This window comes from Noviherbaspirillum sedimenti (assembly GCF_003590835.1).
Lineage (GTDB): Bacteria > Pseudomonadota > Gammaproteobacteria > Burkholderiales > Burkholderiaceae_D > Paucimonas > Paucimonas sedimenti.
Genome location: NZ_QYUQ01000002.1, coordinates 2,625,089 through 2,640,793 on the forward strand (window position 1 = coordinate 2,625,089; position 15,705 = coordinate 2,640,793).

8 protein-coding genes, 2 tRNA genes and 3 rRNA genes are annotated in these 15,705 nt (G+C 56.9%); 4 read left to right on the forward strand and 9 right to left on the reverse strand.

Features of this window, described 5'->3' with window-relative positions:
• Nucleotides 1-40: 40 nt before the first annotated feature.
• Both D3878_RS12225 and D3878_RS12230 read right to left on the reverse strand, forming a co-directional pair.
• Complete coding sequence (locus D3878_RS12225) at nucleotides 41-1,723, reverse strand: long-chain fatty acid--CoA ligase (protein WP_119785728.1); 1,683 nt, start codon at nucleotides 1,721-1,723, stop codon at nucleotides 41-43.
• 168 nt (nucleotides 1,724-1,891) lie between these two features.
• Nucleotides 1,892-3,001 carry an aminopeptidase gene (locus D3878_RS12230; protein WP_119785730.1) on the reverse strand — a complete coding sequence of 370 codons (1,110 nt, stop codon included), beginning with the start codon at nucleotides 2,999-3,001 and terminating at the stop codon, nucleotides 1,892-1,894.
• 261 nt (nucleotides 3,002-3,262) lie between these two features.
• Between D3878_RS12230 and D3878_RS12235 the strand changes: the two genes are divergently transcribed.
• Nucleotides 3,263-4,462, forward strand: a complete 1,200-nt coding sequence (locus D3878_RS12235) for a M20 aminoacylase family protein (RefSeq protein WP_119785732.1) — start codon at nucleotides 3,263-3,265, stop codon at nucleotides 4,460-4,462.
• Between the two features lie 3 nt (nucleotides 4,463-4,465).
• Here the strand turns inward: D3878_RS12235 and D3878_RS12240 are convergent, their stop codons facing one another.
• Together D3878_RS12240 and D3878_RS12245 are read right to left on the reverse strand one after the other, a co-directional pair.
• On the reverse strand, nucleotides 4,466-5,242 hold the full coding sequence (locus D3878_RS12240) for a DUF3047 domain-containing protein (RefSeq protein WP_119785733.1): 777 nt from the start codon (nucleotides 5,240-5,242) through the stop codon (nucleotides 4,466-4,468).
• A gap of 52 nt (nucleotides 5,243-5,294) precedes the next feature.
• A complete protein-coding gene (locus D3878_RS12245; RefSeq protein WP_119785735.1) occupies nucleotides 5,295-6,206 on the reverse strand; it encodes an NAD(P)-dependent oxidoreductase in 912 nt (303 codons plus the stop codon).
• A gap of 141 nt (nucleotides 6,207-6,347) precedes the next feature.
• On the opposite strand from D3878_RS12245, the gene glpK reads away from it, so the two are divergent.
• The 3 genes from glpK (at nucleotide 6,348) to D3878_RS12260 (ending at nucleotide 10,014) form a co-directional block, all read left to right on the forward strand.
• Nucleotides 6,348-7,943, forward strand: a complete 1,596-nt coding sequence (glpK, locus tag D3878_RS12250) for a glycerol kinase GlpK (RefSeq protein WP_119785736.1) — start codon at nucleotides 6,348-6,350, stop codon at nucleotides 7,941-7,943.
• Nucleotides 7,944-8,046: 103 nt separating this feature from the next.
• Nucleotides 8,047-8,598, forward strand: coding sequence for an acyloxyacyl hydrolase (locus D3878_RS12255; RefSeq protein ID WP_119785738.1), 552 nt, complete (start codon nucleotides 8,047-8,049; stop codon nucleotides 8,596-8,598).
• A 243-nt stretch (nucleotides 8,599-8,841) separates the two neighbouring features.
• Entirely contained in the window at nucleotides 8,842-10,014 is a 1,173-nt protein-coding gene (locus D3878_RS12260) for a porin (protein ID WP_119785740.1), read from the forward strand.
• A 276-nt stretch (nucleotides 10,015-10,290) separates the two neighbouring features.
• On the opposite strand, the gene rrf is transcribed toward D3878_RS12260, so the two are convergent.
• The 5 genes from rrf to D3878_RS12285 form a co-directional block, all read right to left on the reverse strand.
• Nucleotides 10,291-10,403: ribosomal RNA gene (rrf, locus tag D3878_RS12265) — 5S ribosomal RNA — on the reverse strand.
• Between the two features lie 165 nt (nucleotides 10,404-10,568).
• Nucleotides 10,569-13,444 (reverse strand): 23S ribosomal RNA (locus D3878_RS12270).
• Between the two features lie 299 nt (nucleotides 13,445-13,743).
• Nucleotides 13,744-13,819 (reverse strand) — tRNA-Ala (locus tag D3878_RS12275).
• A gap of 7 nt (nucleotides 13,820-13,826) precedes the next feature.
• Nucleotides 13,827-13,903 (reverse strand) — tRNA-Ile (locus tag D3878_RS12280).
• Nucleotides 13,904-14,009: 106 nt separating this feature from the next.
• Nucleotides 14,010-15,542 (reverse strand): 16S ribosomal RNA (locus D3878_RS12285).
• The 16S, 23S and 5S rRNA genes sit together here with 2 tRNA genes alongside, the layout of an rRNA operon.
• Nucleotides 15,543-15,705: the final 163 nt, after the last annotated feature.

A 15,705-nucleotide genomic window follows, 5' to 3' on the forward strand; every position in this document is an offset into this window, starting at 1 on the left:
GGCTGGCGGATCAGACCGGAGCCCGGCCCGATCCTGACAATCAACCCGTTTTCTGTTCGTCGCGCAACTCCCGGCGCAGGATCTTGCCGACGTTGGTTTTCGGCAGCGCATCGCGGAATTCGATGAATTTTGGCCGCTTGTACCCCGTGAACTGCTGCTTGCAATAATCCATCAATTGTTCCACCGTCAGCGATGGATCCTTGCGCACCACATACAGCTTGACTGCCTCGCCGGAATGGGGGTCAGGCACGCCGACGCAGGCGCATTCCAGTACGCCGGGATGTTCGGCAACCACGCCCTCGATTTCATTCGGATAGACATTGAAACCGGATACCAGGATCATGTCCTTCTTGCGGTCGACGATACGAACATAACCGCGCTCATCCATGATACCAATGTCACCGGTCTTGAAAAAACCGTCCGGCGTCATGGCTTTGGCGGTTTCGTCCGGACGCCGCCAGTATCCCGCCATGACTTGGGGACCACGCACGGCGATTTCGCCGGACTGCCCCACCGGCACGGCATTGCCGGCATCATCGAGCATGACAACTTCAGTGGAAGGGAACGGTAAACCGATCGTGCCGCTGAACTCCTTGGCATCGGCCAGGTTGCAGGTCACCACCGGTGACGTTTCCGACAAACCATAGCCTTCAGCAATGGGACATCCGGTGATTTTGATCCACTGGTCGGCTACCGCCTTTTGCACCGCCATGCCACCGCCAACGCTGATCTTCAGCGCCGAAAAATCCAGCTTGGCAAATTCCGGATTGTTCAACAAGCCGTTGAACAACGTATTTACCGCAGGAAGCATGTTGAAGCGGTATTTCGACAGCGTCTTGATGAATCCCGGAATATCGCGGGGATTGGCGATCAGGATGTTGAGCGCACCGATACGTGTGCCCAGCAAAAAGCAGGTTGTCAGCGCGAAGATATGGTAAAGCGGCAATGCGCACACCATCACGACTTGCTCAACCTTCGGCGCCTTGTCCAGTCCGGGCGCCAGCCACACATCCGACTGCAGCACATTGGCCAGCACATTACGATGCAGCAAAGTCGCGCCTTTGGCGATGCCCGTAGTACCACCGGTATATTGCAGAAAAGCGATATCGTCCTGGGTCAAGCTCACTGGACGCAAATTCATGCGCGCGGCATCGGCCAGGGCCTTGTTGAAAGATACCGCGCCCGGCAATGCATAGGACGGCACCATTTTCTTGACATGGCGTACGACGAAATTGACCAGCATGCCCTTGGCACCGCCGAGCAGTTCGCCCATGCTCGCCACCACCACATGCTTGATCTGGGTTTTGGCGATCACTTGCTGCAGGATATGCGCAAAATTTTCCAGGATGACGATCGCTTCAGCCCCGGAATCGACCAACTGGTGTTCCAGTTCACGTGGCGTATACAAAGGATTGACATTGACTACAATATAGCCGGCACGCAATACCGCAGCCATCGCCACCGGATATTGCAATACATTGGGCATCATGAGGGCTACGCGCGCACCTTTTTGCAATCCCCTGGATTGCAACCACGCCGCCAGCTTTTTCGACATCGCATCGACTTCGGCGAACGTGATGGTCTTGTCCATGCTGACAAAAGCATCGCGCGTCGCATATTTTTGGAATGACTCTTCTAGCAGGTGAACCAGGGAATGATACTGACCCAGGTCAATTTCGGCAGGAATTCCAGCAGGGTAAGATTTTAGCCAAAACTTGTCCATGTATGCCCTTGTCTCTCTTTATAAGTATTTGCCAATTGCACCGATTGCCGAACAACTTGCTATTGTTCAAACTCGATGCTAGCGGGCGAAGCTTTCAGGTGCAAGTGTTTTAGGCAATATTCGATCAATTTTCCTATTCACGCAAGAATATTGCGGTGCGGCACATTACTAATGATTATGGGCCAGCAGTCCCTCGCCTTCGGCCATGACGGCCTGTCCAGGGGCGGGAATGACGGGCACCAGGCCCGCCAGGCGCTGAGACCGTTGCGACTGGTCCAGCGCCGCAAGCGTACGCACCGCCGCATAAAATTTGCCGAGGTCTTTTTCCTGGTGCAGCAAGGCGCGGAATCCCGGCACGAAGTCATGATAGGTTGCCACCAGCGCCAGATGGGCATTGTTCAGCGGCTCGGCAAACCAGCGGTCGTAGCCGGCATAGCCGCCCCAGCCTTGCTTCAATGTCCGATAGTCCTCTTGCATGGACTGGAAAATCTGCATTTTGTTGGTGTTTTTCTGCTGGTCGCTGGCAGTGCTGGCGTAATTGGCTTGCAGCGCCTGGCGCGTCTTCAGCAACAGCGCCAGGAAATCCTGCTTGCGCGCCGTTTGCGCACGGTAGCCGGCCCGCATTTTCTCGTCCCCATAGGTGTCAAGCCAGCGCTCCACACCGACCTCCTCGACCGCGACTGCGAAGGATTCATTGAAACGAGAATCGCCGGGCACATAGGCAACCTGATGCGCCAGTTCATGGAACATCAGGCGCGCCAGTTCCGCTTCGGGATACTCGACGAAAGTCGACAATACCGGATCGTCGAACCAGCCCAGGGTCGAATAGGCGGGTACGCCGGAAATCTGGACATCGTAATGCTCGCTGCGCAGTGCGGCGGCATAGGTCTGCGCCTCTTCCTTGCTGTAATAACCGCGATAATTTACGCAACCCGCAATCGGAAAACACCATTGCCTTGCCTGCAGCGACAGCGTTGGCGTGGCCACGACATTCCACAAGACATAAGGTCGCTTCAATTCAGCATAGGTGGTGAAAGTGCCATTGTCCGGCAAGCCCAGCGTATGCGCGGCAAAGTGGCGTATCTCCTTGACCCTGGCCAGCCGGGCTTTCAGCTTGTCGGCTGCCGCCGGATCCGCCAGCCAGTCATCGATCGGCCGGGCCTGCGCCATCAATGAAAGCTGGCCTTGCGCGGCCTGCACGAAATAACCCAGCTGGGTGCAACCGCCAGCAAGCATCGCCAGTCCGCACAACAAACCGATCCGCCACTTTTTAACCATGCCTTGCTCCACTCCTGACAACAAAAACCGCAAAATTCCGTCTATACCGTGATTGGCCCAGCACTTCCCCTTTAATGAGACTTACACAGCCGAAAAAGTTCAGCCGTCAGGAAAAACCAAGTCGAAGCTTGTCAAAAGCGCAGCCGGCGGGCGACGGGTGGCGGCACAGTAGCGTAATATATATGCAAACACCACGAGCAAACCGGAGGCGGATCGACAGGCCCGCTAATACTTATGTCACTGCCCGCGCCGGCAACAGCCATGAAATTGATCGATTCCATACTAGAGTCCCAGAGCGAACTACGGCAAATCCGGCATGACATCCACGCCCATCCCGAACTCGCATTTGAAGAGAAGCGCACCGCCGGCGTAGTGGCGCAAAAACTGGGCGAATGGGGCATACCGGTATTGCGCGGCCTTGGCGGCACCGGCGTGGTCGGCATACTCAGGAATGGCGCAAGCACACGGGCGCTGGGCCTGCGCGCCGACATGGATGCGTTGCCACTCCAGGAAATCAACAGTTTCCCGCATGCGTCGCGCCATGCCGGCAAGATGCACGCCTGCGGCCACGACGGCCATACCGCAATGCTGCTGGGTGCTGCCCGGCACCTGGCCCGGCAGCGCGATTTCGACGGCACCATCTACCTGATTTTCCAGCCGGCGGAAGAAGGCGGCGGCGGCGCCCGGCGCATGATCGAAGACGGCCTGTTCGAGCAATGCCCGATGGATGCCGTATTCAGCCTGCATAACTGGCCTGGAATACCGGCTGGCCAATTCGGCGTGGTGCCCGGCCCGATGATGGCATCCTCGAATGAATTCGAAGCCGTCATCCGCGGCAAGGGCGCCCATGCCGCGCAGCCGCACAAGGGCATCGACCCGATCATGGTGGCGATGCAGATCGCGCAGGGCTGGCAAACCATCATCTCGCGCAACCGCAACCCCCTTGAGGCCGCCGTACTGTCGATTACCCAGATCCACGCCGGCAGCGCCACCAATATCATTCCCGACGAAGCACGCATGATCGGGACCGTGCGCACCTTCAGCACTGCCACGCTGGACATGATCGAAGCGAGGATGGAACAGATCGCCGCCCATACTGCGGCGGCCTTCGAGGCGCAGGTCGATTTCCGCTTCCAGCGCAACTATCCCGCCCTGGTCAACCACGCGCGCGAAACTGCGTTTGCCGTCGAAGTACTGCAAGCCATGGTCGGTGCGGAACAAGTCGACACCGCAGTAGAACCGACCATGGGGGCGGAAGACTTCGCCTTCATGCTGCAGGAAAAACCGGGCTGCTATGTCTTCCTCGGTAACGGCGAAGGACAGCACCGTGCCGCCGGCCACGGCCTGGGGCCATGCAACCTGCACAACCCCAGCTACGATTTCAACGATGAACTGCTGCCGATCGGCGCCAGTTACTGGGTGCGGCTGGCGCAAGCCTGGCTGGCCCGGCCAGCTGCGTAAGCGCTACCGGTTCTGCGACAGCAGGCGGATATCGCCATACCAGGCTTCCACCGTCTCGCCGGTATAGTCGCTGTCGGTGAGGATGCCGACGCCAATCAGGCGCCCTGGCTTTTCGCCATAGGCGTGCTCGAAATCCTCGACGATGTTGCGCTCGAACTCGCGCCACTTGCCAATGGCGTCAGTTCCACTCTGCACAACCACGCTGCGGATCCGGCTGGAACGCTTGTTCTGCCTGATGGTGCCAGCCGGTTCATTGCCATGCCACTCGTACATCAGGGTCGCGTAGGGAAAATCGTGCCCGGTAATCAATTTGGCGGTTTCGAACTGGATCTGTTCGGAAAACGACAGCTCGCCCTTGTCGCCGTCGAAGCCCAGGATGATGCGAGCCGGCGCATCCTCCATCAACTCCTGCGCCTGCACGATGCGTTCCCCCAGGCTGCCGATCTTCCACTGCCAGCGCAGCAACGGCTGCTCGCGCGGTTCGATGCTGACGTGCTGCATCAGTCCCGACGAAGCATTCGCCGACAGCGCGCGCAGCACCGTCCGCTCCTGTTCCGCGACCAGACTGTAATCGGTGCGCTTCTTCTGCTTGAAGATCACCATCGGCTGCCAGCCCTGCGGCAGCCCGCCCGCCGGGCCGCCGGAGAACATTGTCAGACGGTCGGCCAGCGGTTGCGCCGGCGCAGCCGCACCATCCTGCGACGCCTGTTCCGCCGACGGGTTGGATACGCAGCCGCCAATTGCCAACGACATCGCCAGTAACACACCAATTCGCTTCATAGGTTTCAATTTTCTCGTACGGTGATCTGAAAAACGGCAGGTCCGGCCGCCATTAAGGCAACTGGTCCGGCCGGGTGCCAACCCGCACGCCCGGATTGATGCGCTCCAGTGCCAGCAGTGCTGCCGACTGGTCGGCTAGCGGCAGCGCGGCAAGAATGCTGCGGTAGCGCTCGGTTACCAGTTCTGTGACCGGCAGACGAATGCCGGCGGCAACAGCCGCGACCAGGACGTTTTCCAGGTCCTTGGTCTGGCTCTTGACTTGGCCGCCCGGGAGGAAATTGCGCTCCAACATGCGTTGCCCATGCACTTCCAGGATACGGCTCTCGGCAAAACCGCCACGGATTGCCGCACGCACCGCCACCGGATCGGCGCCACCGGCCTGTGCCAGCAGCAGGGCTTCGGCAACGATGTTGAGAGTCCCGCCGACGATCAGCTGGTTGCACAATTTGGCCAGCTGGCCGCAACCCGCCGGCCCGACCAGAGTGGGCCGGCCCAGCACCTGCAACAACGCCTCGACCCGAGCGAAATCCTGCTCGGCGCCCCCCGCCATGATTGCCAGGCTGCCCGCTTCGGCGCCTACCACGCCACCCGAAACGGGCGCATCGATGAAGGCCACGCCCAATGCCTGCAGTTTGGCGTGCAGCGCCTGCGCTTCGGCTTGCCGGGTCGAACTCATGTCGATCACCAGCATCCCGGTGCGCAAGCCGGCCGCGGCCAGGTCGATGACTGCGGCCACCGCCGCGCCGTCCCCCAGCATGGTGATGACGATATCGGCCTGGCTGGCCGCTGCCGCTGGCGTATCGGCGACGTTGGCACCCAACCCCTCCAGTTCCATGGCCTTGGCTGGCGTACGGTTCCATACGGTGAGCGGATATCCCGCCCGCAGCAGCCGCGACGCCATCGGCTGGCCCATCAGGCCAATTCCCAGAAACGCCACGCGCACCGGCGATGTTGTTGCCTTCATGAATTTCCTTCTCTGTTCGGGTTGTACCGCGAAATGCTGCAGTATCATCACAAAAAGCACGTCCGATGTCGATAGCCGGCAAGGCTGAATGGCCGTCGTTGTGGTCAGCAGCGCACATTGTCAGGTTTGATTGGATCCCCCATGCCGCAATACATACTCGCGCTGGATCAGGGCACCACCAGTTCACGCGCCATCCTGTTCGATCATGGCGGGCACATCCGCGGCTGCGCCCAGCAAGAGTTCCGGCAGATATTCCCGCAGCCAGGCTGGGTCGAGCACGATGCCAATGAAATCTGGGAAACCCAGCTCGCGGTGGCACGCCAGGTTCTGCGCGAAAATCAGCTGTCGCCCGCCGCAATTGCCGCCATTGGCATCAGCAACCAGCGCGAAACCACCGTGCTCTGGGACCGCGTCACCGGCAAACCGGTCGCCAATGCCATCGTCTGGCAAGACCGGCGCACGGCCGCCGCCTGCGACGCGCTGCGGCAACGGGGCCTGGCCGATCTGGTGCAGGCCAAGACCGGCCTGGAGCTGGATGCCTATTTTTCCGCCACCAAGATTCAATGGCTGCTGGCGCATGTCGCAGGCGCCCGAGAGCGCGCAGAGCGCGGCGAACTCGCCTTCGGCACGATCGATTCCTGGCTCGCCTTCAAACTGACCGGCGCGCATGTCACCGACACCAGCAATGCCTCGCGCACCATGCTGTTCAACCTGCACAGCCTGCAGTGGGATGATGAACTGCTCGAGCTGCTGGATATTCCACGCGCCATCCTGCCGACCGTGGTCCCCGCCAATGCCAGGATCGGCCACTGCCACCCGGATTGCTTCGGCGCACCGGTGCTGCTGGCAGGCCTAGCCGGCGACCAGCAGGCAGCCACTTTCGGCCAGGCCTGCCACCACCCCGGCATGGCCAAAAATACTTACGGCACGGGCTGTTTCATGCTGATGAATACGGGACATACTGCCATCCGCTCGCAAAACCGCCTGTTGTCCACTATCGGCTGGACGCTCGAGGGGCGGTCGGGTGCCGACACCACCTACATGCTGGAAGGCAGTGTCTTCATGGCGGGTGCCACGATCCAGTGGCTACGAGATTGTTTGCAAATTATCCAGCACGCATCCGAGGTGGAAGCCCTGGCCGGGTCGGTGGCCGACACTGGCGGCGTCATGCTGGTGCCGGCATTCGCCGGCCTCGGCGCGCCGCATTGGGATCCCTATGCGCGCGGCACCCTGGTCGGCATGACCCGCGGTACCGGGCGCGCGCATATTGCGCGGGCGGCGCTGGAAAGCATCGCTTACCAGACTGCCGACGTACTGCAGGCCATGCAGGCCGATTCCGCGCTGCCCCTGAGTGAGTTGCGGGTCAATGGCGGAGCCGCCAGCAACAACCTTCTGATGCAATTCCAGGCCGACATTCTGGGCGTCCAGGTGGTGCGGCCAGCCGTGACCGAAACGTCGGCGCTCGGGGCGGCCTATCTGGCCGGTCTCGCGGTCGGCTTCTGGTCGTCACCGGAGGAATTGGCCACGCACTGGAGCATGGAACGGCGCTTCGAGCCCGCCATGGCTGCGGCGGAGAGCCAACTGCGACTGGCCAACTGGCGGCGCGCCGTCGAGCGATCCAAGGCGTGGCAATTTGACAATTCATGGTGGTTTTTATGCCCTGGATCATACTCAATGTGCGACGATCAGATTACTTTGTTATTTGTGAAATACCGACGTATTCCCTATCTTGAATGACGCCATCAAAAAATTGCCATTTGCAAATATCTTTAATTTTTCGCAAATACGCTGCGTCAGACTTTCACCATACTGTCTGAAAAAACTAATTGGGGAGGGGAAAATGGCTAATTATCATCAGCGCTACACGCAATGTGCACTTTTCGCGCTATTCGTTTCCCTGCTTGCCCAGCACAGCCTTGCGCATGCAGCCTCCCGCTATGACCTAATGCCAACCGGCCAGATCAAAGTCGGCCGACTCGGCTTTCAATCGAAGTGGCAATCCCAATGGTTGCAAAGCAAGGAGAGCTATCTGGGCGGCTACTGGGATGCCGCGCTATCCCGCGACTTATCGCCCGTCCCGCAAAACCTGCCCGGCTATTCCCCGACAACTCAGGATCTCGGATTAGCCGCGGTATTGCGCTATCAACGCAATGACGGCAGCGGATTTTATGCGGAAGCCGGAACCGGACCGCAATACCAGTCGATTTCCTACAACCTGGCTGGTCGCCCGCAAGGCAGCCGCTTCGCCCTCAACACCCTGGCGGGTGTGGGCTTCGTCTGGAAAAATGGCGTGGATCTCGGCTTCAAGGCCATGCATGTCACGCGCGGGCAAGGTCGGGATGGCAATGAAGCCGCGAGCATGGTCGGTGTCGGCTTGCAGTATCGCTGGTAGGACATAGTGCACTCTGCACACCTGGGCACTTATTGGATAAAGGCCAGAGCAGTCTGCACAAATTATGTGCTAGACGCAGCCTAACCGGTGCAGCCTGGCCATCCCTTTCTGGCGACATGCCAGCACTGGCATTCCCTAAAAAACCACTTCGCAAGCTCAAGGAGAACTAATGTCGCTACTGAAGGTAAAGGCAGCTTTTGCTTCACAACTTAATTTTTGCGTTTCAATTTTAATAATATCCAAATGAAAAATTCACTACTTGCGCTCACCATCCTGGGCACTTGCGCGACAACTGTTCAAGCACAGAGCAATCTTACGATCGGCGGCGTACTTCAAGCCAATGTGAAGAACTACAAGATCAGCAGCACTACTCGCCAAACCAGCAACGAACTGCGCATTGACGACGACTACGCTTCGCGCTTCTGGCTGTCCGGTACTGAAGATCTGGGCGGCGGTCTGAAAGCCCTGTTCTACGTGGAAAACCGTTTCAACACCGACGTTGGCACTGCTCAAGCAGCTACCGGCAACGGCCTGGGCAATGGCGAAACTTACGTCGGCATGAAAGGCCACTGGGGGCAAGTCACTGCCGGCAAGCATTCATGGATGTCAACCCAGGGCTTGACTACAGAGTATGTGTCCGCCTCCGGCAACTTGCTCGCCGTGCCGACCAGCATGCTTGCAACCTACTCCATTCTGAATCAGGCGGTCGGCAATCTGGATACCACTCGTCGCGCCAATTCGGTCACTTACCGTTCGCCGGTCATTAGCGGCTTCAGCGGTATGGTCGGCATATCCACTGCCAGCGCTGCCAATGAAGGCACCGTTAACGGCAGGAACGATTACAGTGATGGCCGCGAATACTTCCTGCAAGGTGCCTACGCCAACGGCCCGCTGGCGTTAGCGCTGGCGTATCGCGACTTCACTGCGGAAGGGCGGGGCTCCTTCGTCACGAATGCCGGCGTCACGGCCTTTGTTCCCGGCACCGATGACAAGCAGTTGCGATTTACTGGCTCCTACAAGTTCGGCAGCCTCAAGTTGGGCATGATGGCCGACCGCGCCACTCGGGAAGCCGTCGGTGGCAGCAAGTCTTCTCGTACCGCATGGTCAATCCCGGTCAGCTATGCCATCGGCAACGGCACCATCCTGGGCAGCGTCACCAAGGCTGGCGACCTGTCTGTCGGCCATGCTGGCCTCGCGGCCAGCACTGGCAACGATAGCGGCGCCAAGATGTACACCGTGGGCTACGACCAGGCCCTGTCCAAGCGCACCAACGTCGGCGTGTACTACAGCCGACTGGACAATGATGCGAACGGTGTCTATCAACCCTTCAATGCGGGCACTTCCTTCACCGGATCGAGTCTGGTCGCTGGCGAAACCGCTTCGACTTTTGCTTTGGGCGTAAAACACACCTTCTGATTGTCCAGGGCTTGCCCCAGACGCAGAAGGTCGCAGTCTGATAAAAATGGGCGCTACGGCGCCCATTTTTCAAACCGGGTGCTTACGTGGAAACCATGTGTTAGCTGATTCGAATGGCCCCTGCGGCAGAGCAAGGCAGCCTGAGGCAAGAAGTCGCCCCGATGGGGCCGCGGTGCAGAAGGTGCCTATCGCGGAACAGGAAGCAATGTCACGCACCGAAAATCCAAAGCGAAACGCCCCACGCTCTTTCGAGGGTGGGGCGTTTCTGGGGTAATAGCCTGACGATGACCTACTTTCACACTGGTTGCAGCACTATCATCGGCGCGAAGTCGTTTCACGGTCCTGTTCGGGATGGGAAGGGGTGGTACCAACTTGCTATGGTCATCAGGCATAACTTGTAGTGTCGCTTGTGGTGCCCGTTGACCTGGGCATCGCAAACAACGCAATCCGGGAAGAAGCAATAGTTCAGGGTACTACTTAATATTGGCGGTTGTGATTGCCAGAATCGATCATGGCATACACAGCTTACTCATCATCTATAACATCAAGGTTATAGGGACAAGCCGCACGGGCAATTAGTACTGGTTAGCTTAATGCATTACTGCACTTCCACACCCAGCCTATCAACGTCCTGGTCTCGAACGACCCTTTAGGGGAATCAAGTTCCCGGGAAGTCTCATCTTGAGGCAAGTTTCCCGCTTAGATGCTTTCAGCGGTTATCTCTTCCGAACTTAGCTACCCGGCAATGCCACTGGCGTGACAACCGGTACACCAGAGGTTCGTCCACTCCGGTCCTCTCGTACTAGGAGCAGCCCCCCTCAAACTTCCAACGCCCACGGCAGATAGGGACCAAACTGTCTCACGACGTTTTAAACCCAGCTCACGTACCACTTTAAATGGCGAACAGCCATACCCTTGGGACCGGCTACAGCCCCAGGATGTGATGAGCCGACATCGAGGTGCCAAACTCCCCCGTCGATATGAACTCTTGGGAGGAATCAGCCTGTTATCCCCAGAGTACCTTTTATCCGTTGAGCGATGGCCCTTCCATACAGAACCACCGGATCACTATGTCCTACTTTCGTACCTGCTCGACTTGTCAGTCTCGCAGTTAAGCACGCTTATGCCATTGCACTATTAGCACGATGTCCGACCGTACCTAGCGTACCTTCGAACTCCTCCGTTACACTTTGGGAGGAGACCGCCCCAGTCAAACTGCCTACCATGCACTGTCCCCGACCCGGATAACGGGCCAAGGTTAGAACCTCAAACAAACCAGGGTGGTATTTCAAGGTTGGCTCCACGAGAACTGGCGTCCCCGCTTCAAAGCCTCCCACCTATCCTACACAGATTGGTTCAAAGTCCAATGCAAAGCTACAGTAAAGGTTCATGGGGTCTTTCCGTCTAGCCGCGGGTAGATTGCATCATCACAAACATTTCAACTTCGCTGAGTCTCGGGAGGAGACAGTGTGGCCATCGTTACGCCATTCGTGCAGGTCGGAACTTACCCGACAAGGAATTTCGCTACCTTAGGACCGTTATAGTTACGGCCGCCGTTTACTGGGACTTCAATCAAGAGCTTGCACCCCATCATTTAATCTTCCAGCACCGGGCAGGCGTCACACCCTATACGTCCACTTTCGTGTTTGCAGAGTGCTGTGTTTTTATTAAACAGTCGCAGCCACCATTTTATTGCAACCCTTTCACCCTCCTGGCGCAGGCCAGTCAAGCTACTAGGGCGTACCTTATCCCGAAGTTACGGTACCAATTTGCCGAGTTCCTTCTCCCGAGTTCTCTCAAGCGCCTTAGAATACTCATCTCGCCCACCTGTGTCGGTTTGCGGTACGGTCATCATGTGACTGAAGCTTAGAGGCTTTTCTTGGAACCACTTCCGATTGCTTCGCGGCACAAGGCCACTCGTCGCACACCCTTGAATTACGCCCCCGGATTTGCCTAAGGGCCTTCTCTGATGCACAAACCGACTATTCCAACAGTCGGACAACCTTCCGCGATCCGTCCCCCCATCGCATCACACGACGGTGCAGGAATATTAACCTGCTTCCCATCAGCTACGCATCTCTGCCTCGCCTTAGGGGCCGACTCACCCTGCTCCGATGAACGTTGAACAGGAAACCTTGGGCTTACGGCGTGGGAGCTTTTCACTCCCATTATCGCTACTCATGTCAGCATTCGCACTTCTGATACCTCCAGCATCCTTTACAAGACACCTTCGCAGGCTTACAGAACGCTCTCCTACCATATGTCCTAAGACATATCCGCAGCTTCGGTGACTGGCTTAGCCCCGTTACATCTTCCGCGCAGGACGACTCGATCAGTGAGCTATTACGCTTTCTTTAAAGGGTGGCTGCTTCTAAGCCAACCTCCTGACTGTTTTAGCCTTCCCACTTCGTTTTCCACTTAGCCAATCTTTGGGACCTTAGCTGGCGGTCTGGGTTGTTTCCCTCTTGACGCCGGACGTTAGCACCCGACGTCTGTCTCCCTTGCTCGCACTCATCGGTATTCGGAGTTTGCAATGGTTTGGTAAGTCGCGATGACCCCCTAGCCATAACAGTGCTCTACCCCCGATGGTGATACAAGAGGCACTACCTAAATAGTTTTCGGAGAGAACCAGCTATTTCCAAGTTTGTTTAGCCTTTCACCCCTACCCACAGCTCATCCCCTAATTTTTCAACATTAGTGGGTTCGGACCTCCAGTACCTGTTACGGCACCTTCATCCTGGCCATGAGTAGATCACTTGGTTTCGGGTCTACACCCAGCGACTGTCGCCCTGTTCGGACTCGATTTCTCTGCGCCTCCCCTATTCGGTTAAGCTCGCCACTGAATGTAAGTCGCTGACCCATTATACAAAAGGTACGCAGTCACCCCTTGCGAGGCTCCTACTGTTTGTATGCACACGGTTTCAGGATCTATTTCACTCCCCTTCCGGGGTTCTTTTCGCCTTTCCCTCACGGTACTGGTTCACTATCGGTCGATTACGAGTATTTAGCCTTGGAGGATGGTCCCCCCATGTTCAGACAGGATTTCACGTGTCCCGCCCTACTTGTCGCAAACTTAGTTCCACAACGCTGATTTCGTGTAAGGGGCTATCACCCTCTATGGCTGCACTTTCCAGAGCATTCCACTATCAACAATGCTAAATCTTGCAGGCTCTTCCCATTTCGCTCGCCACTACTTTGGGAATCTCGGTTGATTTCTTTTCCTGTAGCTACTTAGATGTTTCAGTTCGCCACGTTCGCCTCACACACCTATGTATTCAGTGAGTGATGACCCAAAGGGCCGGGTTTCCCCATTCGGAAATCTGCGGATCAAAGCTCGTTTGCTAGCTCCCCGCAGCTTATCGCAAGCTACTACGTCCTTCATCGCCTGTAATCGCCAAGGCATCCACCATGTGCACTTAGTCACTTGTCCCTATAACGTTGATCTCTCGGTTTGTTCCCATTCCAAGAGACGTCATAGAGTTATTCTGAGTTTGTTGCGTTTGCCGTAATCCAGCCATTCTCGCTTGCGCGGGAACGCTTTCATACTTCGATGATTGATACAATCACAACCCACCAGTCTTTCCAATGCATTCCTGCATCAGGCCAACTGATAAATTTCTTTACTATTACTTCTTCCAGATTGTTAAAGAACAAAACAGCCAATGGTCTTCTAAAAACCAAACCAGAGTCTCGTCATACTGACTGACTGTGGTTTGACCTTTGTGAAACTGGTGGAGGTTGACGGGATCGAACCGACGACCCCCTGCTTGCAAAGCAGGTGCTCTCCCAGCTGAGCTAAACCCCCGTATTCCTGGTGGGTCTGGTTGGGCTCGAACCAACGACCCCCGCGTTATCAACACGGTGCTCTAACCAGCTGAGCTACAGACCCGCTTGATCAGACCTCAATTGCCCCGTGGTGCTGCGGGCACTGTTTTCTGTTCTCTTCAACTAACAGACCGATAAGTGTGAGCGCTCAACTTGCATGCATACTCTAGAAAGGAGGTGATCCAGCCGCACCTTCCGATACGGCTACCTTGTTACGACTTCACCCCAGTCACGAATCCTACCGTGGTAAGCGCCCTCCTTGCGGTTAAGCTACCTACTTCTGGTAAAACCCGCTCCCATGGTGTGACGGGCGGTGTGTACAAGACCCGGGAACGTATTCACCGCGACATGCTGATCCGCGATTACTAGCGATTCCAACTTCATGGAGTCGAGTTGCAGACTCCAATCCGGACTACGATACACTTTCTGGGATTAGCTCCCCCTCGCGGGTTGGCGGCCCTCTGTATGTACCATTGTATGACGTGTGAAGCCCTACCCATAAGGGCCATGAGGACTTGACGTCATCCCCACCTTCCTCCGGTTTGTCACCGGCAGTCTCATTAGAGTGCCCTTTCGTAGCAACTAATGACAAGGGTTGCGCTCGTTGCGGGACTTAACCCAACATCTCACGACACGAGCTGACGACAGCCATGCAGCACCTGTGTTACGGCTCTCTTTCGAGCACCCCCGCCTCTCAGCAGGGTTCCGTACATGTCAAGGGTAGGTAAGGTTTTTCGCGTTGCATCGAATTAATCCACATCATCCACCGCTTGTGCGGGTCCCCGTCAATTCCTTTGAGTTTTAATCTTGCGACCGTACTCCCCAGGCGGTCAACTTCACGCGTTAGCTGCGTTACCAAGTCAATTAAGACCCGACAACTAGTTGACATCGTTTAGGGCGTGGACTACCAGGGTATCTAATCCTGTTTGCTCCCCACGCTTTCGTGCATGAGCGTCAGTGTTATCCCAGGGGGCTGCCTTCGCCATCGGTGTTCCTCCACATATCTACGCATTTCACTGCTACACGTGGAATTCTACCCCCCTCTGACACACTCTAGCCGTGCAGTCTCCATCGCAATTCCCAGGTTGAGCCCGGGGATTTCACGACAGACTTACACAACCGCCTGCGCACGCTTTACGCCCAGTAATTCCGATTAACGCTTGCACCCTACGTATTACCGCGGCTGCTGGCACGTAGTTAGCCGGTGCTTATTCTTCAGGTACCGTCATTAGTCCCGGGTATTAGCCAGAACCGTTTCTTCCCTGACAAAAGAGCTTTACAACCCGAAGGCCTTCTTCACTCACGCGGCATTGCTGGATCAGGGTTGCCCCCATTGTCCAAAATTCCCCACTGCTGCCTCCCGTAGGAGTCTGGGCCGTGTCTCAGTCCCAGTGTGGCTGGTCGTCCTCTCAGACCAGCTACTGATCGATGCCTTGGTAGGCTTTTACCCTACCAACTAGCTAATCAGATATCGGCCGCTCCAGGAGCATGAGGTTCTTGCGAATCCCCCACTTTCATCCGTAGATCGTATGCGGTATTAGCGCAACTTTCGCTGCGTTATCCCCCACTCCAGGGCACGTTCCGATATATTACTCACCCGTTCGCCACTCGCCGCCAGACCGAAGTCCGCGCTGCCGTTCGACTTGCATGTGTAAGGCATGCCGCCAGCGTTCAATCTGAGCCAGGATCAAACTCTTCAGTTTAATCTCTGTTTTGTGTCCTTGCGGACAGGTTCCGAAGAACCGTCGCTCACTCAAAATACTGACAGGATCAATCCTTGCGGACTGACCTATTTTCTTCTGTGCGAGCACTTGATATTTTAAGCTTGACGCTGGTTACCCAGCGCTGCACTCCATCAAGCGCCCA

What these genes read in the sequence shown, in the direction of transcription:
- D3878_RS12225 (WP_119785728.1), bottom strand. Translation starts at nt 1,723, where the DNA reads ATGGACAAGTTTTGGCTAAAATCTTACCCTGCTGGAATTCCTGCCGAA.
- D3878_RS12230 (WP_119785730.1), bottom strand. Translation starts at nt 3,001, where the DNA reads ATGGTTAAAAAGTGGCGGATCGGTTTGTTGTGCGGACTGGCGATGCTT.
- D3878_RS12235 (WP_119785732.1), top strand. Translation starts at nt 3,263, where the DNA reads ATGAAATTGATCGATTCCATACTAGAGTCCCAGAGCGAACTACGGCAA.
- D3878_RS12240 (WP_119785733.1), bottom strand. Translation starts at nt 5,242, where the DNA reads ATGAAGCGAATTGGTGTGTTACTGGCGATGTCGTTGGCAATTGGCGGC.
- D3878_RS12245 (WP_119785735.1), bottom strand. Translation starts at nt 6,206, where the DNA reads ATGAAGGCAACAACATCGCCGGTGCGCGTGGCGTTTCTGGGAATTGGC.
- glpK (WP_119785736.1), top strand. Translation starts at nt 6,348, where the DNA reads ATGCCGCAATACATACTCGCGCTGGATCAGGGCACCACCAGTTCACGC.
- D3878_RS12255 (WP_119785738.1), top strand. Translation starts at nt 8,047, where the DNA reads ATGGCTAATTATCATCAGCGCTACACGCAATGTGCACTTTTCGCGCTA.
- D3878_RS12260 (WP_119785740.1), top strand. Translation starts at nt 8,842, where the DNA reads ATGAAAAATTCACTACTTGCGCTCACCATCCTGGGCACTTGCGCGACA.